The organism is Streptomyces sp. NPDC005374 (assembly GCF_042872225.1).
GTDB lineage: Bacteria > Actinomycetota > Actinomycetes > Streptomycetales > Streptomycetaceae > Streptomyces.
The window spans coordinates 1-20,587 of record NZ_JBIAKA010000005.1 but is presented as its reverse complement, the minus strand read 5'-3'; the positions used below and the strand labels follow the sequence as shown (position 1 = coordinate 20,587).

12 protein-coding genes and 2 pseudogenes are annotated in these 20,587 nt (G+C 67.8%); 6 read left to right on the top strand and 8 right to left on the bottom strand.

The window, feature by feature from the left end; all coding sequences use genetic code 11:
* Window positions 1-64: 64 nt before the first annotated feature.
* Window positions 65-1,903: a serine/threonine-protein kinase gene (locus ACFYRX_RS13815; RefSeq protein ID WP_389099138.1), complete on the bottom strand. Its 1,839-nt coding sequence runs from the start codon at window positions 1,901-1,903 to the stop codon at window positions 65-67.
* A complete protein-coding gene (locus ACFYRX_RS13810) occupies window positions 1,900-3,318 on the bottom strand; it encodes a tol-pal system YbgF family protein (protein ID WP_389099136.1) in 1,419 nt (472 codons plus the stop codon). Before ACFYRX_RS13810 ends, ACFYRX_RS13815 begins: the two co-directional genes overlap by 4 nt.
* A 227-nt stretch (window positions 3,319-3,545) precedes the next feature.
* On the opposite strand from ACFYRX_RS13810, the gene ACFYRX_RS13805 reads away from it, so the two are divergent.
* Both ACFYRX_RS13805 and ACFYRX_RS13800 read left to right on the top strand, forming a co-directional pair.
* On the top strand, window positions 3,546-5,501 hold the full coding sequence (locus tag ACFYRX_RS13805; RefSeq protein ID WP_389099134.1) for a protein kinase: 1,956 nt from the start codon (window positions 3,546-3,548) through the stop codon (window positions 5,499-5,501).
* Between the two features lies 1 nt (window position 5,502).
* On the top strand, window positions 5,503-6,303 hold the full coding sequence (locus tag ACFYRX_RS13800) for an FHA domain-containing protein (RefSeq protein ID WP_389099132.1): 801 nt from the start codon (window positions 5,503-5,505) through the stop codon (window positions 6,301-6,303).
* A 5-nt stretch (window positions 6,304-6,308) separates the two neighbouring features.
* Here the strand turns inward: ACFYRX_RS13800 and ACFYRX_RS13795 are convergent, their stop codons facing one another.
* On the bottom strand, window positions 6,309-6,773 hold the full coding sequence (locus tag ACFYRX_RS13795; RefSeq protein WP_389099130.1) for a hypothetical protein: 465 nt from the start codon (window positions 6,771-6,773) through the stop codon (window positions 6,309-6,311).
* Window positions 6,770-7,462, bottom strand: a complete 693-nt coding sequence (locus ACFYRX_RS13790) for a hypothetical protein (protein WP_389099128.1) — start codon at window positions 7,460-7,462, stop codon at window positions 6,770-6,772. The genes ACFYRX_RS13795 and ACFYRX_RS13790 overlap by 4 nt, the downstream gene beginning before the upstream one ends.
* Before the next feature lie 312 nt (window positions 7,463-7,774).
* Here ACFYRX_RS13790 and ACFYRX_RS13785 point away from each other — a divergent pair, with 312 nt between their 5' ends.
* Window positions 7,775-8,041, top strand: coding sequence for a CopG family transcriptional regulator (locus tag ACFYRX_RS13785; RefSeq protein WP_389099126.1), 267 nt, complete (start codon window positions 7,775-7,777; stop codon window positions 8,039-8,041).
* Window positions 8,038-8,481 (top strand): PIN domain-containing protein, encoded by a 444-nt coding sequence (locus ACFYRX_RS13780; RefSeq protein ID WP_389099124.1) that lies wholly within the window; start codon window positions 8,038-8,040, stop codon window positions 8,479-8,481. The genes ACFYRX_RS13785 and ACFYRX_RS13780 overlap by 4 nt, the downstream gene beginning before the upstream one ends.
* A 524-nt stretch (window positions 8,482-9,005) precedes the next feature.
* On the opposite strand, the gene ACFYRX_RS13775 is transcribed toward ACFYRX_RS13780, so the two are convergent.
* The gene (locus tag ACFYRX_RS13775; RefSeq protein ID WP_389099122.1) at window positions 9,006-10,307 is read right to left on the bottom strand and encodes a HEAT repeat domain-containing protein; all 1,302 of its coding nucleotides are present in this window, start codon (window positions 10,305-10,307) and stop codon (window positions 9,006-9,008) included.
* Window positions 10,308-10,968: 661 nt separating this feature from the next.
* Here ACFYRX_RS13775 and ACFYRX_RS13770 point away from each other — a divergent pair.
* A complete protein-coding gene (locus ACFYRX_RS13770) occupies window positions 10,969-14,229 on the top strand; it encodes a hypothetical protein (protein ID WP_389099120.1) in 3,261 nt (1,086 codons plus the stop codon).
* 60 nt (window positions 14,230-14,289) lie between these two features.
* On the opposite strand, the gene ACFYRX_RS13765 is transcribed toward ACFYRX_RS13770, so the two are convergent.
* From ACFYRX_RS13765 to ACFYRX_RS13755, 3 genes and pseudogenes are all read right to left on the bottom strand, one after another.
* Window positions 14,290-14,979: a hypothetical protein gene (locus ACFYRX_RS13765; RefSeq protein WP_389099118.1), complete on the bottom strand. Its 690-nt coding sequence runs from the start codon at window positions 14,977-14,979 to the stop codon at window positions 14,290-14,292.
* A gap of 423 nt (window positions 14,980-15,402) precedes the next feature.
* Entirely contained in the window at window positions 15,403-19,167 is a 3,765-nt protein-coding gene (locus tag ACFYRX_RS13760) for a hypothetical protein (RefSeq protein ID WP_389099116.1), read from the bottom strand.
* A gap of 502 nt (window positions 19,168-19,669) precedes the next feature.
* A pseudogene (locus ACFYRX_RS13755) lies at window positions 19,670-19,905 on the bottom strand (restriction endonuclease); the annotation flags it as partial.
* 337 nt (window positions 19,906-20,242) lie between these two features.
* On the opposite strand from ACFYRX_RS13755, the pseudogene ACFYRX_RS13750 reads away from it, so the two are divergent.
* Window positions 20,243-20,491: pseudogene (locus ACFYRX_RS13750) on the top strand (SDR family NAD(P)-dependent oxidoreductase); the annotation flags it as partial.
* Window positions 20,492-20,587 lie beyond the last annotated feature (96 nt).

Below are 20,587 nucleotides of genomic sequence, written 5' to 3'. Positions count from 1 at the left end.
TGGACGAGTTCCGGCCCGGAGTCCCGTCGAGCGGCGTCGATGGCGCCGGTGATCCTGCGGGTAGTCAGTACGCCGACTTCAGCGTTCCGCCGGGAAGTTTCTTCCCGTCCGCCCGGCCCACGCCGCACAGCACCCACCGGAACCCAGCGTCCCACTCCTCGTCCGAGGAGTACCAGCCCCACATCTCGTGTCCCTGGCCACGGGCCCAGTTGACGCCGTACTTCTCGTCGCAGAGGTCTCCCGCGTCGACACTGTCCGCCGAGCCGTCGCCCGAGGCCCGGGTCCAGCCCACCATCTGCTGCTCGTGCGGTCCGCCGCAGTTCACCAGGGTCTTGGTGTACGTGTCGTCCTCGTCCTTCCGCGTGTCGATGCAGTCACCCGGGCCCAACTGCGTGACGTACACCTCTTTGCCGAACTTGCGGAAGTCGCCGAGCGGGCCGCCTGCGGTGGCGTTCTTCAGGAAGAGCAGGCAGGCCGAGGGCGGCGGCTCGCTCTGCCCGGTCCCGGGCGTGAGGACGTACAGCACCGGGTCGGCCATGGCCGCCCGCAGCTTGGCGGTGCGCCGGGTGCACTCGTCCCGCCCCGCCCGCGCGCCGTCGGCTGCGACGGTCGTGATGACCTGGCCGTCGGGATTGTCGTCGTAGCAGTCGACGAGCTTCACCTTGGGCAGCCCCCTGAGCTTCCCGTCCTTCCAGTCGGCATCGACGCACTGTCCCGGTGTGAGCTCCTCGCGCAGCCCCGCCTGCCGGCCGTACGGGTACGCGTTCCGGGTCACGGTCGGGGAAGGGCTCGGGGCCACCTTCGTACCGACCTCCGGCCCCTTCACCCCGGCCTTCTCCACCGGGTACGTGGCGGCGCCCAGCGCGAATCCGACGGCCCCGACCAGCACGGCAACGAGCGTCAGTAGTACGGACGTTCGCTGGCCGGGCGCCCGGCGAGCGGCGGCCGAGGTGCGCCCGGAGCCGGTCGCGGCGGCGGAATCGGCGCTGGAACCGGTCCTCTCCCGGGCGGTTCCGGCAAGCGCGGGCAGCGGCGTACGAGGGGTCCTGGTTCCCCCGGCCTCCGCGAGCAGCTCACGCGCTCGCTCCACCCGCATACGCTCCGCCGGATCCTTGGCCAGCAGCCCCATGATCACGCGGCTCAGCGGGTCGCTCGCCCGCTGCGGTACGGCGGGTTCCGCGGTCAGCGCCGCCATGAGGGAGGCGTCGAGCGTGTCCCGCTCGAAGGGGGAGGCGCCCTCGACGGCGAAGTAGAGAGTGGCACCGATCGAGAACAGGTCGGTCGCTTCCGTCGCTTCGCCGCCGGACAGTCGTTCCGGCGCCAGGTAGCCCGGGGTGCCCACCACCATGCCGCTCCGGGTGACCCGGGTCTCCCGGGGCCACAGCGAGATGCCGTAGTCCGTGAGCAGGACCCGTCGATCGGCGGCGCCGGACGGGTCCGGCGCCAACAGGACGTTGGAGGGCTTCACGTCCCGGTGGATGATGCCGAGCCGGTGCCCGGCGGACAGCGCGTCGAGGGTGGCCGCCCCGATCCCGGCCACCTCCTCGCTCGGCAGCGGCCCGCGGTCCTCCACCACGGCCCGCAGATCCCGGGTGCCGGGCAGGTACTCCATCACGATCCACGGGCGGTCGTCGTCCTCCACCACGTCGTACACGGTGATCACGTTCGGGTGCTCGCGCAGCTGCGCTGCCTTCAGTGCCTCCCTGCGCCCGCGGTGGACGGGGTCGTCGCCGGGGCCGTCCGACTCGTACGGAACGGTGGTCTCCTTGACCGCGACCCGGACCTGGAGGTCCTCGTCCTCGGCCAGCCACACGTGTCCGCCACCGCCGGAGCCCAACCGCTCCCGGAGCCGGTACCGTCCGGCGATGACCCCGCCGACGCCACGGTCCGCGCCGCCGCTCACCGGACGACCAGCGGGCGGAAGGCGGACCGCACATCGGACGTGGACGCGTCGAGGTACATCGAACCCGTGCCCTCCGGGGCGTAGATGGTCGAGGGGCAGCTCGTGCCGTTGATCTGGATCTTGCGGTCGGCGACCGGCTTGCCGGTGCGCAGCTCGTAGACCTTCACCGGGATCTCGATCTTGGTGAAACTCTTGTAGGAGATGGCGCCGGAGGACTTGCTCCGGTACGGGCAGGTCTCGACGGAGGGCCCGGAGGCGGCCTCGCCCATGCAGACCACAAGCACCGTGTCGGTGGCGTCGCCCGCCTTCCAGGAGCCGGGGAGCTGGTCCGAGTAATCGGTGCCATACAGGTCGGAGGCGTAGAACAGTGCGCGGTTGGTGCCCTTCCCCATGGGCTTGGCGCCGCTGTACTTCGCGGGGCGTGAGCAGTACTCGGGCTGTGTGCCGGTCCCTCCGGACAGCAGGCTGCGGACGTTTGCCAACTCGATGCTCAGCGTGGCCTTCCTGGCTCCCTTCCGGGCCCGGTCCGCGAGGCCGCTGCCGGGATACCGGTCGAGCAGCCGCTGGTAGTACGCGAGCGCCTGCTGCCAACTGTCGTCCGCAAGGAGGTCGTCACCGCATCCGACGAGCGCCGCGGGCGCGGTCAGCGCGGCCGTGTCGGCGGCCCGGTCCAGTACGTCGTGGCTCCGCCCCCGGTCGCGGAGCCAGTCGGTGACGGCGGCGGTGTCGCAGGGGTCCTTGGCGGGCAGCCTGCCGAGGAATCCGTTCAAGGTCGCTTCGACCGTCTTCTCGTTACCGCCCTTTGCCAGCACCGAGGCGAGTGTGCCGAAGCCGTCCGCCATGGCCTCGGTGTCCCCAGTCAGCGCCGTGCTCAGCTCAGCCCGTGCCGTCCGCAGCCGGTCGCACGCCGCTACGGCCTCGTCACCGCGGGCGGTGAGCGGGGCGTCGGCGACCCGGTGCCCGAACCACACGCTGTCCTGGGCGGTCGACACCCGTGCGCAGTCGCCGCTTTCGCGCGCCTCGGTGACGCTGCGGCCGATCCTGAACGCGTCGAAGCGCAACAGCCCCACCACCAGCAGCACCGGCAGAGTGATGCCGAGCGCGACCAGGCGCTGTCTGCGCGCCGTGCCCCGGCCACCGCCTCCGCGCGCCAGGAACCACCCGTGGCCGACCACGGCCGCCCACCACACGAGCACGGCCACCTCGTACGACGGCGAGGCGGTCGTGACGAGCCTGAGGACGAGTACGGCGCTGCCGACCACGGCGGCGAGGGCGAGCCGGCGTCGCCGCAGCATCAGATAGCCGACGCCGAGCAGCGAGGCATTGCCCAGGGCGACGGACACCGGGTCGGGTGCCCTGGGCTCGTCGGGCGCGGCACTCGGCATGGTGGGTAGGGCGTACGTCGGGTCGCTCATCCTGATCTCCCCTGATCTCGCCTGGTCTCGGTCACGAACAGGTCCGGCGCCCGCATGGTGCGGCGCCGTTCCCGGGAGGGGTCCCGGGGCGGACCGTGAACCGGCCGCGCTGTGGGGGTTCTGGGCGGGTCCGCGCGAAGTCCGGTGAAAGAGATCACCGCCAGGTGCGGGCTGAGTACACTCCGTCGTCTGGCAGGACCATTGGCGGTGGGGCGAGGGGCGGGTCGGTGCTGGTGACGCCGGAGGCCGGGGACAAGATCGCCGGCCGGTACCTCTTGCAGGAGCCCATCGGCAGAGGCGGGATGGGCGTCGTCTGGCTGGCCTGGGACGAGCGGCTCGAACGGCGGGTCGCGGTCAAGTGCGCACGCCTGGACGACGATCGGGCCTCGCGACGGCTCATGGTCGAGGCGCGCAACGCCGGGCGGCTGCACCACCCGAACATCGTGGGCGTCTTCGACTTCGTCGACGAGGGCGCCACCTGCTGGATCATCATGGAGTACGTCCCTTCGCGCAGCCTCGCGCAGATCCTGACGGAGAGCGGTCCGCTCACGCCCGAGGCGGCCGGGTCGATCGGCTGCCAGATCGCGGCCGCGCTGGCGAAGTCCCACCACGAGGGCGTGGTGCACGGCGATGTGACACCGGAGAACATCCTCGTCACCGACGAAGGCGTCGCGAGACTGACCGACTTCGGGATCTCGCGGGCCCTGTGGAGCGACGTCACACAGAGCGGGACGAGCAGTGTGCCCGGCAAACCGCCGTATCTGGCCCCGGAGTTGGCAAAGGGGCTGCCCGCGGGCGAGAAGTCCGACGTGTTCTCCCTGGGCACCTCCCTGTTCATGGCGGTCGAGGGCCGGTCGCCGTACGGCGAGGTCGAACACCCCGCGGCCTACCTGGCCCGAGCCGTCGAGGGACACATCGAGCCCGGGCACCGGGCCGGCCCGTTGGAGGGGCCGCTCACCGCCCTGCTGGAGGTGGAGCCCCGGCGCCGGCCCGACGCCGCCAGGGCGCAGAGCCTGTTGACGCGCGCCGCGCCACCACCACCGCACATAGCGGAGCAGTTGCACGACAGCCGGGTGCGGGACCTGACGTCCCCGACCCTCCGACTACGGCGACTCGTCCGCCGAGCGCAGGACTCCACGCCCTTCGCGCCGCAGCCGCAACAGCCCCCACGTCGACGCCGGCTGGCCATCACGGCGGTGGCGCTGGCCGCGGCGGGCGCGATCACGGCCGGGCTGGTTGTCTTCGGCCCGTGGGCCTCGAAGGACGAAGGAGACGAGGGCGGCCGTAAGGGCGCGACCGACGCGAAACCCTCGGCCACGGCGCCGGTCGGTGCCATCGGCGACGAGCGTACGGCGGACCCTTGTGGGCTGCTCGACGCCGCCTCGCTGAGCCGCTTCGGCGGCACCGTACTCGACCCGGACTACGGGGAGTTCGACCGCTGCGACGTCCTGGTGCGCAACAACAGCGGTGACGACAACGCGGACGTCCAGGTCAACCTCGACTCGGACCGGGACGACTTCGACGACATCGAATCCACCCACCTCGCCGGCGGTCTTACGGTCGTGACCCTCAAACGGAACGGGAGGGCCTGCGAGCGGGCCGTCCTGACCGCCGACGGCAAGCAGATCCGCGTCATCGGGAAGCAGCTCGGCGAAGTGGCGCCCGACCCGTGCCAGATGGCCGACGCCGCCACCGACCGCGTGGTCGGCGTGCTGGCCGACGGCCCGGTGCCCCGGCGTTCGTCGTCGCCGGCCGCGAACTCCCTGGCCCGGCTGGACACCTGCACCCTGCTCGACGCCACCGCGCTCAAGCAGCTGCCTGGCGTCGACGCAGACAACAGGGACCGCGGCTTCGGTTCCTGGAGTTGCGACTGGTCCAGCGACGACGGCAAGCGCGAGGTCGAGATCCAGTTCAGCCGGGACAACTCGCTGGACTCCGACGACGGAACGGCGGTGGACGTCGCCGGGACGCGGAGCTACTACGTGGCGGACGAGGCCGAGGACGACAGCTGCACCGTACGGACACCGCACCGTACGTACACGGACTCCGTCGGCGACCGCACGACCGAACTGGTCCAGCTGACCGTGTACGCCCCGCAGCCGGACCGGCAACTGTGTGACAGCGCGGCAGAGTTCGCGGCCGTCGTCGTGCGGAACATCGCGAAGCGACTGCCGGAGGCGTGACATGACGGAGCTGGGAACTCCCCACGGCACAGGCGCCAGGCGGTTGCCCGCCACCCATGGGAGCCTCGCCCGTGGCGCGTCCGCACCGCTGCGCGGCACCGTCTTCGCGCTCGCGCTGACCGGCGGTATGACGTTGGGACCGGGGGAGGGCCGCGAGGTGCTGTTCGGCCGCAACCGCCCCGAGGTGCATGTCTGCCTCGGGGAGGACGACCCCCAGGTCAGTCGCCACCAGGGCACGCTCACGCACCGGGACGGCCGCTGGTGGGTGAGCAACTCCGGGCGGCTGCCGATCCGTTGTCCGGGGGCCCGGCTGCTGTTCCGGGACGAGGAGCCACTGCCGCTCGACACCGGCTACACCCCGCTGTTCGTCGGCGGTTCCCACGGGCGCGAGCACCTGCTGGAGGTCTTCGTCACCGGCCCCGAGGGCGACCGGCCGCCGCCCCGGCACGAGGACGTCACCCGCCCGCCCCGGGTATGGGCGCTCACCGAACAGGAGAAGCTCGCCCTCGTCGTCCTCGGCCGGCGCTACCTGCTGCACGAACCCCGGCCACAGCCGCTGACCTGGCGGCAGACCGCCGCCGAACTCGCCGAGGTGCAGCCCGGTGCCGGCTGGACGGACAAGCGCGTCGAGCACCTGGTCAACGGCGTGCGCACCAAGCTGTCCCGCGACGGGGTGCCCTGGCTGACCCGCGAGGAGCTCGGCGAGCCGGTGGGCAACGCGCTCAACGACCACCTGATCCGGGCCCTGCTGGCATCGACCACGCTCGTACCGATGGACCTGGCACTGATCGACGCCGCCTGACGCCGTCACCATGGCCGCCGGCGGAAGTACGTGGTGCCTCGACGGCCGTAGAGAAGGGCCACACCGATGCCGGTCAGGACCATCGCCATGATGTCCAACACGGCGTAGTCCCGCCCGTACGGGTACTCCGGGCCCATGAAGCCCTGCACCCGGGACCCCAGGACGACGAGGAGCCAGACGGCAGCGGCCGTGCCGACGATCCTGGCTGTCCACCGGCCGCGACGGACGCGTACTGCGGACCAGATGTAGACGCAGAGGATCGCAGCGGTCCCCTGCTGTTCGGCCGGGTCGTCGCTCCCGCTGACCAACACCCAGAGCACCGCGGACGTGATCAACAGCCAGAACGCCACGGTGATCACCCGGGGCCTGCGGGCGTCCGCCTCAACCTCTTCCACCTCTTCCTCCTCGGGCTCCTCTGGCTCCTCGGGCAGGAGTTGCGCCGCACCCGGTTCGTTCGGCGAGCCGGTCATGGGCATACCTCCGCTGTACGCCGACGGGCCGCCCGCGCGCCGATCGCGGTTCTGAGCACCAGCACCAGCAGCAACACCACGACGGTCGTGCCGATGAGCCACGGCTGCCGGTCCGTGGCCGTGTGCCCGGAGACTGCGACGACCTTTCCGCCACCCGATACGGAGGTGATGGCGGCCGGCGTGAGGATCATGTCGTCGGAGCTGAGCAGGTCGTTGTGATGGCGGAAGCCGTACAGGCCACCCGTGTAGGTCCTGCCGCGGGAGTCGACGAGCGCCGGGGCCCTGCCGGATGTGTGTGCCACGTACAGCGTGATCAGCTCCAGCGACCCGCTCCGACGCTTGACCAGAACGGAGCCCTCGTAGACCGACCCGGCGGACCCCGCGAAGTCCCGCACCGCCTGGCCGGCCGCTCCGCTCGGGGGGCAGTCGGCGTCGGCATCGCATGGCCGGGCGGACAGCAGGCGGGAAAGCAGATCGGTCGGCGTGCCGCGAGAGGCGAAGTTCGCGATCCGATCCGCACTCGTCCCGCCCTCGCGGCCCAACCAGTCGTTCTTCATGTGGGTCGATCGGACGTCCTCCTGGAACAACTCCTCCCGCGATGTCTGCGGCGCCGCCGCGCCACACGCCGACACCAGTACGGCGACCAGGGCCACGACGGCCGGGAACGCTCCCGAGCGTGCTCGCACCATGCATTCCCCCTTCACGTGTCTGTCGGGCAATCCCTACCGGCACTGCGTCGGGAGGGGTCCCGGAACGGCCCCGGGAAGCCGGGGTGCGGGCCGGAACTCCACCGTCCCGCCGGCTTTCGGGTACACGAGCGAAAGAGGGGGCGTATGCCGAAGGGCGTCAAGGGCGCGCTGGTGGTGGTGACGTACCCCTCTCCCCAGGAACGGTCTGGCACCCCGACGGGCCTGTGAGGTCGGCTCGGCCGGTCGTCGGCAACGGGACCGGGGAAGGTAACGCCGGGTATATCAATCCGGTACATGTACTATACTTGGTACATGTCGATGAAGCGCACGAACGTCTACGCGGACCCCGAGGACCTGGCGATCATCAAGGAGGCCGCCAAGCGCCGAGGTATAAGCGAGGCCGAGATCATCCGCCAGGGCATCCACCTCGCGGCCATGGCGAACCGGGTCTGGGACGAGCCGCTGTTCTCACGCACCTTCGAGGGACCGGGGCTCACGCTGTCCAAGCCGGAGGTCCGCGACACGGTCGCCGAGGCCGTGCGGCGTGAGACCGGCTCGGGTTCCGGATCCGCCGCGTGATCATCGTCATCGCCGATACGTCCGGCCTTCTGGCGGCGCTGGACTCGGCTCATCCGGAACACCGGGCGGCGAACGAGGCGATCATGGCAGCGGGCCTGCTGGTCATGTCCCCGCTCCTGCTGGCCGAACTGGATCATGTGGCGACGCGTGAGCTCGGCAGGGATGCTGCACTCAGCGCCGTCGACGACCTACGGCGTTGGATGAGCCGGGGTCGTGTCGTCATGCCGGAGATCACGGAGGACCACCTGGGCGCAGCCCAGTCCGTCCGTGTCCGCTATCGCGCGCTCGACCTCGACCTCGCCGACGCGGTGAACGTGGCGCTTGCCGCCGACTACGACACGGACGCGATTCTCACCCTGGACCGACGGGACTTCCGGGCCATACGCCCGCTGGGCCGCTACAAGGCGTTCCGGGTACTCCCCGACGACCTCCCGCTCTGATCCAGGACCATCCGGGGTCAAGTGACTGCTCCCATAAGGGACTTATGTACCGCCCACGACGAGGTACGTGCAGGAAAGGTGTCCTTCGTCGCTGGGAAACGGCGGGCTGAGGGCTCGCCTCCCGCTCATCTGCGTGAACGTCCAGGTCGGCGCCATGTGGCGACGTGAGGGCACCTGCAAAACGCATCAACGGCCCACCAATACACAAGCCCCAGGTCGTTGACCTGGGGCTTTGAAAAGAGCGGGTGACGAGAATCGAACTCGCACTCTCAGCTTGGGAAGCGACGGCGCTTGGCGAGCTGGATGGCTTCTGACCTGGTCGTATGCGCTCTGGTGTGGCGCCCGCAAGCGCGGGATCGCACTGCTGTTGACCGTGGTTTACCGCTCTTCAGGGCACGCTATGGGCACGCCGTCGACCCCGAGACGTCGAGAGCCCTTCGAGGTGGCCGGCGAGCGGGCGAGCACGGGAAGCGGGCGCCGGCCGGAAGGATGCCCTTGCGGGAGCACATCAGGGCAGTCATGACTCAGATGCGGTAGGCGCCCGCCGGTACGCCGTGGGTGACGCCGTACGGAGTCAGGGCGATGACGCCGGTGCCGCGTGACGGCGTGTCGGCAGTGACATCGAGAGGACTCGCGGAGCCAAGTGAGCGGGCGATGTCCGGGGCGAGGTCGTGAGCGGTCCACCGCCACGCGTCCTCGTCGTCCTCGCTCTCCTGCGCAGGGTCCCAGTCGGGGTGCAGGTCCAGTTCCGTACGGCGTGTTCGTTCGTACGGCAGCGGCTCGCCGAGGGTCAGCAACTCGTCCTCCGCCTCGCCGGTTTCGCCGTAGCGCCGGATCACCGTGCCGTGCTCGGCAACGAGCCAGGCTGAGCCGTCGCCCTGGCCGCCGTAGTAGTACGCCTGGGCCCGGCCGTAACGGGCACTGAGCTCGGTGCACAGACGCAGTACGTCCTCGCGGCGCTCCTGGCCGTGCGGGTCGCACCAGGCGCCGAGGACGAGGGTCCAGCCATCGAGTTCGGGGGTGACGAAGACCCGTTCGTAGCCGGTGTGTTCGTCCGTGTCGCAGCCGTGGCCGTCGGCGTCGACGATGGCGTTGCCGAGCGCGAAGGTCACGGGTCGTGGATCGGTCAGGCCGAGTGCGTGCATGATCCCGGTCTGGTCTCCGCCGGGGATGGCCATCCAGTGGTTCCAGCAGGCCCACAGTGGTTCGGGCCGATCGTCCGGGAGCTTGATGCGGATGAGTCGTTCGATCGCGGCCGTGTCTGTGCGCGACAGCGCCGGTTCGCCGCCGAGTTCGACGAGTACGGTCAACGCCCGCGCCCGCTGGCGGCCCGGCCCCCGTTCGCGTATGCGTTGCAGCAGCGGAATCGCGTGCTGGCCGGTGCGGATCAGAGTGTCCTGGGCCTGCTGGGCGACCTCTTGGTCCGGGTCGCCGAGCAGCGGCAGCAGGGTGGCTGCGGACCGGCCGGCCTCGCCGCAGTGCTCGATTCCACGGATGGCCTGACGGCGCACGAGCGGCAGGGGGTGGGTGAGGGCCGCGGTGTAACGGTCGAGGACGGCCACGCCGAGTTGGGAGAACGCGAAGCCGACGCGTCCGCGGGACTCCTCGGTGGACGCGGAGAGGAGCCCCTGGAGCAGACCGTTGAACCCCGCATCCCCTATCCGCCTGAGTACGGCGGCGATCGGCCGCCAGTCCACCGGGGACTCCGCGTCCATGACCTCCCGCACCAACTGCTCCACCCCGCCGGCGCCGAACGTCACCAACGCGTCCGCTGCTGCCTCGTGCCGGTCCGGCCTGCCAAGGTCTCGTATCAGGTCGGCGTTCACCACGTGCCCCTCCAGCAGGGTCGACCAGGCTTCCGAGCATCATGATTCCGCAAGGGTCTGACATCGACCGAGCGGTCCCGCTACTCGTCCGTCCCCCAGACAGGCCGTCAGTCCGAGAAGGCCGGGCCGGCCAGTTCGCCGCCGTACGGAGCCGACAGCAGACCGCCCTCCTGGAGATCGCGAGGTTCGATTGGACCGTTGAAAGGGCCCCTTTTGCAGACTCATACGGTGAAGATGAGCAGCCGCGAGGAGGTGTAGGTTATTCGGATACCGCCGATCATCTGGATACGCTCGCGGTTTTCAGGATCCCGTCACGACATGCATGAGAATCAGAAAGCTAAGTAAACCGAGTTTCTCACGGCAGCTCTTGCTCGGGCACCCGAGTAAGGCAGAGAAATAGATCATCTCGGCCGAATGAATGCTGGCGGGAGGTAAGGTGCGCTTGTAACTGTCGAGCCCCGCAATCTCTGATACACCCAGCACGGTTGGCGTCACGCCACGGGACTACCGGTGATCAACTTGATGCTTTGGTCAGAATGAGAAAGGTGAGTTAGCGATCAGCCCTCAAGCGCCCTGTACCGAGCGCTACGGGAAGTCGCTATGGAGGGTGAGTTCTTTGGTCTGAAGGAATTTATGCACGATCGCGATGTAATATTGAAGCGTGATCGACACTGCCTCGCAACGAGCTGTATCCGTCGGTGGAGAAGACCCCTGGGAGCCGTGGACCGCGGATCCCAATCTCAGCGCTTCGCCCGAGCCCGGCGCCTCAGGCAACGTCCCACCGGGTGAGGACCTCGATCTGCACCTCGGCTGGGACCGTTTCGAGAAGCTCGTACTGGCGCTGTCACGCGGCGTGCTCGGTCTGAGAGGCGTGAAGTTTCGCCGCTACGGTACGCAGGGGCAGGCGCAGTACGGCATCGACCTCGCCGGCCGTGAGCCGGATGGCAACTACACCGTTGTCCAGTGCAAGGACTATCAGTCATTCACTGCCGGCGATCTGCGAGCAGCCGTGGAGACCTTCACACGTGGTCGGCGCCCCTTCGGCGCGCGCCATCTGATCATTGCCACCTCGGCTACCACGCAGCCCACTCAGGTCGTTGATGAGCTTGCCAGACTCCAGGACGCACACTCCGACCTGGAGCTGGGCCTGTGGGGATCCGAGCAGATTAATGACTACCTGCGCTTCCAAGGCGATGTGGTCGCCCGATTCTGGACCCGCGAGACGGCGACGACATTCTGTACAGGCGCTCCCCCACAAGGAGTTCCCGTACCACTGCCCGATCGGCAGGAGCAGGCGGAGCGGATCCTTGTCGGCCCGCTGCAGACCAACGACGTGGCACCGATTCTGCGACGGGCGGACGCCCACCGATCGACCGCGCCGAAGGAGTCCGCCCGACTGTACGGCGAACTGGCCGAACGGCTCGACGAGGCCGGTTTCCGCGGTCATGCGGTCACCATGCGAGGCAAGCAACTCGACGCACTGGTGGACGCCCAACTCGTTGATGAAGCCATCGATTTGGCTGCACATCTCGCGGTCGTCGCACTGCACTTCGGGGATCGCGACGAACCCCGGAGACTGTTGCACCGTATTGAACAACTGACCGCCAGCGAGAAGGCGTCCGGGCGGACGCAGACAGCACTCGCGCAACGGCACCTCCAATTGGTCGGTTCCGCAGTCAAGAGCGTGCTCCATCCACTCGGTCATTTCGTCGCTCTGTGTACCGCGCTGGAGACGCCTGCCGCGGAAGAGCCGGTTTACCAGCCGTTGCTGGTGCTGCTGTTCGCCGAACATCTGCTGGCGTTGGACCCGGACCGAGTCGAAAACCTGGACGGTCTCATCACCGCAGCCGCCACGCGAGCGGATACGGAGCTGATCAGACGGGTCGCCGAGGACGCTGTCGTCCGGTTGCGTTTGGTGCGCGCCGAGTACGACCTCGCCGAGCGCACGGAGCTTAAGCGGCTGGCGCGGCATCACCGGGTGTCCGGTCGACAGGCAGCTTTGATCAACGCACGTGAAGCCAGGCTCTGCGCCCTTGAGGGTCGAGCGGAGGAGGCAGTCGAGACGTGGCGCGATGCGGTCTACGACGCCATCCATGCCGGGATGACCGAGGATGCCGCGGACTGGCTCTACGCGATCCGGGCAGTGAACGCCCAGTACGGTCCTCTGACCTCGCTCATCGATGACGAGCATCGGCTCGCGCAGGCGCTCCGCGCCACCGGCACGGGACGTCTGCTTGACCGAGTGCGCCCATTCCGGGAACAGGCTTTGTCGGCCAAGGTGAACGGCAAACCTGTCGAGGCGGTCTTGTCAGCCCGTCGCTGGCTTACCGACGCGGTGACCACTGGAGACTGGGGCAGCGAGTTCGAGGCACTGGATTTTCTGGGGGACTTGTATCGAGAGAGTCACGAATCATCTCTTGCCGCCCAGTACTACCAACGCGCGGGCAGGACGAAGAAGCTCAAGGAACTCGCCGCTGCCGTCGGCGACCTCACGTTGCCACTCGGCCCCCTCTCCGATGCTCCCTGGTGGGTACTCCATTGCCGCACCACGATCGTTGAGGCGCAGGCGGATCTGATCTCCGACGAGACGGCCCGTGATCTGCTCGGTGAATTGACTGATCTGGCTCAACGGGCCAGAGCCGGCGAAGTGGCGGATTCCCCCTTCCACAACCTCACGCACCAGGTCACTCGCAGCGTCTGCGCGCTCGCGGCTCGGGGAACACAGGAACAAGCTCTCGCAGTTCTCGATCTCCTGGCCCCTGATGTCCCACGGGGATCCAACGAGTACCACCACTCGGACGACTGCCATGCCTCCGCCTGTGTCGCCATCGCCAGAACCCACGGGGCCATCGCGATGCAAGCTCTGACCAGACTCTTCGATCTGGCAGACGGAGGGGCACAGAAGGCGCTCCAACTCGTCGTGGATGACAAGGTGATCAGCCTTCTGCAAGCGCGGCAAGCGGAAACGGAACCCCGGGCAGGCTCCGTTGTCCCGGGCGGGCTGGCTGAGGACGACCTCATCCGGCTCCGGGCGAGAGTCGGCCGCCTCGACGACAACGGTCTCTACTTGGCCGATGTCGCACGGGCTGTGATCGACCCCGACCACGTCGCGGTGCGCGAACGCGCGGAGCAGGCGCGGGCCCGCATTCTTCGACACCGCGAACCGAAACCTGGCATCGCGGAGTTCGGAACCAGATTGGTCTCCGATTCCTACTTGGTCGGCAAGCTCGGCGAGGAGAGTCGCACGGAATGCCTCGACAAGCTCATGAGTATCGCGAATGACGTGCGTGAAGTGGCCACAACCAGGAAGGACGCGCTCATCGGAGTCCGTAATCTGGTGGTCGACCTGCCCGTCGACGTCCAGCGACAGGTGTTCGGTACAGCGAAGGGCTTCGCGGTCGGCGACCAGGACGGCAGTCACCTGGACGACCAGCTGACCGGCACGCCCCACCCGCTCAGTTCCTTCAAGGTCTCTGGGGGTTCGGCGTCTCTGCGAGGAGAAGCTCTACTTCTGGCAGTCGCGTCAGCCACAACCCCCGAAGAACACGCATGGGTGCGCGGACAAGCCATCGGTCTGCTGTCCAGCGAGGACACCGCCCACCTTCATGCTGCGGCGGTCGCGCTCAGTGGACTCGTGGAAGGCATCACCGCGGATGTCGACGCCGACCTTCTGGCGGCGCACCGCCATATCAATGTGCGTCAAGCTTGCGCGGTGCTGTGCCTACGGCATCCCGATCGCTACCGGGACACCGCCATGCGCCTGGCCAAGGACAGTGAGCACAGAGTCCGTCAGACACTGGCCGAAGCAGCTGCTCAGACTGACCTCAAGCGATCCGAAACGGCGAGAGCCGTACTGGAACTCCTCGCCCGCGACCCACGCCACAGTGTGCGTGTGGCGGCCGACAACCGGTCCCGTGAGTGAAAGGGCAACAGGCAGAGACGGCGGGTGCCGGCCTAGGTATATGGCCACTGATGCCGTGCATCAGACGAGTTCGTGCTCCTTCCAGTCCAGCACCTGGACCGTCTCCAAGGGCCAGCTCCGATCCCTGTCCCTGTTGGGACGCCGAGCCTCAGCTTCCTGCACGTACTGCTCGTACCAGCGGACCTGTTCCCGGTGGAGCGCGGGGCGGGACAAGCGGCCTACGGCAGGGTGGCAGGCCGCGATGACCTGCGCGAGGACGAGCGTGGTTTCGGCGTCGCAGGAGGGGTCACCCGGGCGTTCATGCGGGATGCCGTACCACTTGGCGACCGTTTCCAGGGCGCGTCCGCCAGAGCGGAAGGGCTCAGCGTGCCGGTCCAGAACGAGTGGGTCGCAGATCGGTGACATGCCGTTGGCCAAGCGATCGGACAGTGGTGTGAGTCCGTGCCGGCGCAGTTCACTCTCCAACGTGGTCAGCACGAATTGGGCATACCAGACCACCATCGGTTCCTTGGTTGCCAACTGCCCCACAAGCACAGTCGTCAATTCCTCCAGAGCCTCGATGGCAGTCGTTCCGTGGGCACGGGCGCGCTCCACTGAAATGCCGTGATTCTTGCGAGGCGTGACGGACAGCGGGCCGGGGCCGGGATCGATGAGCCAGAGCCGATTCGTTCCGTCAGTGGTGCGTACCGCCGCGCCGAGAATGCGGTCGATACCGTAACGGTTGCCGGTGGTTGCGATGTCCAGGGCCATGAGGCGGCGTCGGTGCCAGCCCGGATGGTGTTGGCGTGGTGGTGGAGCAGGCTCACGGACGTGTTCACGGTGGTAGACGTCCCATCCACCGAAGCCGGTGTTCACGATCACCCCCAGCCCAGCCGGAACGACCGAGCCGCAGGTCTCGCACTCCCCGTCTCTCTGATTGGGGCGCATCGCGGACGTGTCAGACGTGGTGCCGTCCGGATCGGGTGTCGGGGCGTGATCTGGGTGATAGATCACCCAGCCACCCCACACGCTTCGGAGCAGTACTCCGGCCTCTGCCGGGACGTCTGCGCCGCACCGGGCACAGCGGCCCGCGTATTGGTTCGTCCGTACCGGGCTGTTCACTGCCTTGCCTCGATGAACATCGGACTCCGCGGCAGAACAGGGTGGGTGTTCTCGTCGCCCGACACCGGTGCCTCAGTCATCGGCAGCGGTAAGGGGCTGTGCCGCGCGTTCGGGGGAGAGGTCCCACTGCAGGGCGACCATGATCAGGAATTCCATCTCCTGGAAGTCGTCGGTCGGTTGGCCGGTGGCGCCTTCAGCAATGGCGACGGCGAGATTCGGTACGCCCGGTTCTCGGACCGCTGTGCCCGTGTCGATTTCGCTCTGCACCCGGAGAGCCAGGGTTCCGAGGAAGTCCACGATCTCACTGATGACCAGGTCTCCGGGACTGAGTTCCGTGATGATGCGATGTGTCTCCTGGAATCGCGTCGCGGCTTCGTCGGCGACGCTCTGGTGCAGTGGAGCGGTATCCCGCAAGGTCGCTAGGTGCGCCAGACCAGAGAGGCATTGGAGAGCCTGATGGGCGTTGATGACCGCGTTGGTGAGCGGGGTCGGGTGGGCTTCGGGGAGGGCCGCACTCCAGGTGTCGAAGAGGTCGACTCCCGGCCACAACGTGGTCTGGAGCTGCTGGGTCAGGAGGCGGACCGGTCTGCCGTCGATGAGGGGCATGAGGAGGACGGGTCCCCGGTATCCCTGCGACACATAATCGTGGTGCATCAAGGCGCTTAGTTCGTCCACCGTCGCTGACCATCCGATGACGTCCTCGAGGTACACGCCCACCGCCGACTCAACAGCTGGCCATTCCATCGCGTTCGGATCGGCGGGAGGGCGGGTGAAGAGCTGAACGGAGAGTCCTGCGGCCTCGGCGTCGGCTTGGAGCTGTTGCTGTGCGGCGGGCGCTCGGGCGTCGGCGGCGGTGCGGGCAACGTCCGCGGCCCGGGCGAGAGCGAGGCCGGACGGCCCTGATCGTGCCGCGGTCCTGATGGCCTGTAGGCCGAGGGTGCCCCACGTAAGCTCAGCGAGAACGGCGTGAAGGTCGGTGAGAGCCTTCGTCAACTGGTCCAGGACAGGTGGCAGTTCTTGGTCGACGAGGTGCCATTGCTCCTGGTCCCGCACGCCCAACGCGCTATTCCTCAGCGAGTCTCGGACGTACCCGGCGAGTGATCTGTACTCCTCGGGATTGACGATCCGTTGTGTCAGATTGTCCGCGATCCCGTGTGCGAGCGATTGCAAGTGGTCCGCTCCGCCACCCGGGACCGCGTCATCGGCAGGCAGCGAGGACAGGTGGGTATTGTCCATGGGCAGTGTCAGCGCGGTGGCCCGCTTGTACAGGTCAGCCTGCACCTTCTTGAGCATGGCGACGTCCCGGGGCTGGCTGCGGCCGGTGAGCCAGACTCGGGTCAGATCAATCAAGTACTTGTACAGCTCAGGGAGCAGGGCGCTTGCCGCAGCGGTCCTGCTGGTCCGGTCGGTGGTGCCGGCCAGAGTGGTGGCGATCAGGCTCTGCGCGCGAGTCCATGCCACCTGGGTCGGCGAGCGATCGTACTGACGCTCCAAACGGCTGATCCCAGCTGTGAAGTCACCGAAGGTCTGGGGAATGCCACCGGGCAGAAGGCTCTGAACGTCCACGCTCTCGCAGTGGGGGAGGCAGCGCAGCAGGATCCGCCCGAAGGCCCGGATCGCTTGTTCCGCCTCCGGCTGAGCCCGATCGGACACGTGCAGAAGACGGGCGTACGCAACCTGTCGGCCTTCCCGCTCTACGACGGATACCTCGTACAACCACGGAAAATGGGCTCTCAGTCTCGTCAGAACAGCCTCCTCTCCGCCCACGAGTTCCAGCAGGCTGTTCGCCAGATCCAACGACACGGCTCGCGCCGCTGTGAGAAGGTCCCCCAGCGACTCAGTCGATGAACCGGTCAGCAGTCGGCCGAACGGAGAATCCGTGAGCGTTGCAGCCCAGTTCGTAAGATCCAGGTCTGTTCCTGTCAGGACGGCCAGGACCCTCTGTGTCTCGATCGGTTCCGTGCACTGGGCGAGAAGTTGGGCCAACTGGGCCGTCCCGAGCCGTTCCACCAGGGTGTCGCGCAGCGGCGAGCTCAGCGGAAGGTACGCGCGGATCTCGGCTGTGGCCGCCGCGATCTCGGGTTGCAGGTTGGGCAGTGGATCCCCGTCGAGCAGCGCGAACTGCAGAAGGGTTCGACGGTGTGCGAGCGCTACTTGATGCCGGTCGAGGATCTGCTTCCAGTCGGTGGCGCAACGAGTGAAATCGACCAGCCGGAGCGCCTGGAAAACACCGGTGACCGCAGTCGTTCCGTGCCTTTGCCCAACTTCGACGACAATCTGGTCCAGTACGACGGAATCGAGGTCGGGGCAGTCCGTGAGGACGCCGGCCACGAACGGCTGGAGTTGTTCGTCCGTCAGCATCCGCATGACCGCGATGACGGTCTCGTCGAGTACGGGTGGCGGTACCGCGTGTACGGCATCCGCCAATCTGCCCGAGCGCAGTTGGTGGAGTCCGGACAGATGTCCGAGCCGCTCGTGAACGAGGTGCTCGTGGACCAGACGCGAGAGCGCGGCGCGGAGTTCCACGTCCTCAATGCCGAGTTGTCGCTGGAGCGCCCGTACCGGCAGATCGGTGCCCCATCGATGGGCCACCGAGATCCTGGCCAGAATGTCGAGTTCTGTCTGTCGTCCTTCGACTACCCGCCGGTCGACCTGCTCCGACAGAACGTCCGAGAGCCGCCTTCCTTTGGTGAGAAGGTGAGTGAACTCCAGAGTCAGACCGTCGGCTACCTCGTATGCCTCCCGCCAGTGCGGTGTCGTCGTGGCACCGGAGGCGGTCAGCCCGGTGTGGATCTCCTTCGCGACGTCCTCGTCAAGTGTCACCGCGATCTGCGTACACCTGGCCCGGCTCCGCAGGGGCAGCAAGTCCTCACTGCGGACAGAACCCAACAGCAGGACTCCGGGAATCGGGGCGAGTTCTCGCTGAAGGGCGTCCCAAGCCTCGGCCGAGCCGATTCCGATGCCGTCCACCACGAATCCGACCGGCGAGCGTGTCGAGGGTTTCAACGCTCTTGCCAGCCGCACCAACGCGGCGATGTCCCCGTCTCGGAGACGTCTGATCCGATACCAGAGCACATGCCTGGTCACGTAGGCGGCCGTCCACATGACAGTCGACTTGCCCACTCCTGACGGGCCGACAATGAGGACGCTCTCTTCGCGGCCGATCGCCGTCACCACCTGGCCGGTCAGAGCCTGCCTGGGTGCGGGCAGGCCGGCTGCGATGTGGCCGGGCTGCACGTCGATGCCTTCGTAGAAGCCGGTTGGCAGAAGCGGTCGGTCGAAGTCCACCGGCTCGCAGGCACCTGACGACAGGGCTTCTTCCAGTGACTCGCGCTCGATGGTTTCCACGACCTCCTGGGCGATGCGCTCGATGCTTGTTCGAGTGAGCCCAGCCGCGTCACCCAGACTTGCCTCTGCGTTGGCATCCGCTTGGCCTGCCACCTCGTCGCGTAGGGCTAGCACAATAGGTTCGGCGGCCGCAGGGAGCAGCCCGAAGCGCTGTACTACCGCGGCCCGGGTTTCCGCTGCCGCGGCGCCCCATGGCAGCACGTAGAGGCTGACAGCCTCGCACCAGGCGTCGATCTCGTCCCTGTCCAGACCGGCGTGTGCAGCCTTCGTGGCGAATTCCCGCAGCACCGGATGGCCTGTTGGGAGAGCGCTCAACGGACGATCCCAGTGGGTGAACAGCTCTCCTGCCACCGGCCGTTCGAGAATGAGGATCGCGCGATCGGTCACTCCCGCCGCTGCCCGCTTGGCATGCGCCTTGGCCATGGCGACGAGATGCCCGGCCACATCAGCAGCGGTGAAATCACCGACCCGTTCCTGACGTGATTTCACCTGGACATGCCAGGACGTCGGGCCCTCGCAAGAGAGGTCTTCAAACCCCTCCGGGACAATGCGATCGATGGCGAGCCGGCCGGACAGGACCCGGCCGCACAGCCATGCTCCGACGGCATCCTGGTAGTGAAACCCGCGACCGGCTCGTGCCCCCGATCGTGTCTGCGTCCACAGGAATTCAGCGGGTCCACGGGTCGGATCGCCTCGTCGCACAGGTACGGCGGGCCGCCCTCGTCGCACTTTGTTCCTACTGGCCATCTAGGAAGCATGGCAGTTCGGTCTGACAGGCGAGGTGACTCGTCCAGACGGCTCTGCTGCGAGACTGCGGAAGCGGAGATTTCAGGCGGGCCATCAATGGCGGTACCCACGTCTCCGGTGGCGCAGCACTGCGGCGGCGCGGAACACACGAGGAGCCACTGGCGCCCCAACCCTTCCAGTCGCTGAAGGGCAGTGTGAGCGAAATCGATTGCTCGGTCTCCGCGGCTTGGCCGCTCCACGACCGCGAGATGCGGTGATGCCAGAAGAATCGAGTGCGGTAGGCGGGCGTCGTCTTGTTGGGCGGACCGTACTCGGTCAGCAGTTGCCGCAGATCGTCCTCCACCGTGCTGTACCGCAGCTCGCTGTCCGCGTCCTCCTGGAACCGCCCCAGGGCGTACAGGAGCAGGAGGGGCTTGTGCGGCGCGCGCGTCCCGCTTCTGGTCCACTGCCTCAGCTTGCGGTGCGCTCGAGCCAGTCCATGGCCAGTGATCGTAGCGGCGGGCTGCCGGGTATGGGCGGGGCCACAGACCAGGGTCACTCGGCCCGCAAGGCAGAGACCGGCTGTACGACATGCGCCCCGCGGATGGTCTGCGGGCCGGTCTCGCTCAGGCCGAAGCACTTGACCTTGCCGGCGTCGATCAGCTCCCTGACGGCGCTCCGGCAAGGTGCCTGGTGCAGCGTCGTTCACCAGGCTGGTCGGTTGCGATCACTGACTCGACCTGCTTACTCTTACGATCGTAATTTAATGGACCTGGGTCACATCAGGCCATGCCATCAGCGCTCTGTCCATCTCCCCTCCACTTCACCGGGAACCTTCATGGACCTCTCCACCAGCACCGCCCTTGTCACCGGAGCCAATCGGGGCTTCGGCCGGGCCCTCGCCGCCGAACTGCTCAGCCGCGGCGCCACCGTCTACGCCGGCGCCCGCAATCCCGACCAGGTCGACCTGCCCGGCGCCAAGCCGATCGCACTCGACATCACCGACCCCGCCTCGGTGGCGGCCGCCGCCGAGGCCACCGGCGACGTGACCATCCTGGTCAACAACGCTGGGTCGTCCACCGGTGCCGTGAACCGTTCCGGGTTCAATAGAGATCTCAGATGTTGACTGTGACCTGGGGTTTCGTGGTCGCTCGGTAGTAGTTGGCTTCGTATTCGGCGGGCG

Coding starts and splice junctions, on each gene's coding strand:
- ACFYRX_RS13810 (WP_389099136.1), bottom strand. CDS start 3,318: ATGAGCGACCCGACGTACGCCCTACCCACCATGCCGAGTGCCGCGCCC.
- ACFYRX_RS13800 (WP_389099132.1), top strand. CDS start 5,503: ATGACGGAGCTGGGAACTCCCCACGGCACAGGCGCCAGGCGGTTGCCC.
- ACFYRX_RS13795 (WP_389099130.1), bottom strand. CDS start 6,773: ATGACCGGCTCGCCGAACGAACCGGGTGCGGCGCAACTCCTGCCCGAG.
- ACFYRX_RS13790 (WP_389099128.1), bottom strand. CDS start 7,462: ATGGTGCGAGCACGCTCGGGAGCGTTCCCGGCCGTCGTGGCCCTGGTC.
- ACFYRX_RS13785 (WP_389099126.1), top strand. CDS start 7,775: ATGTCGATGAAGCGCACGAACGTCTACGCGGACCCCGAGGACCTGGCG.
- ACFYRX_RS13765 (WP_389099118.1), bottom strand. CDS start 14,979: ATGGCCCTGGACATCGCAACCACCGGCAACCGTTACGGTATCGACCGC.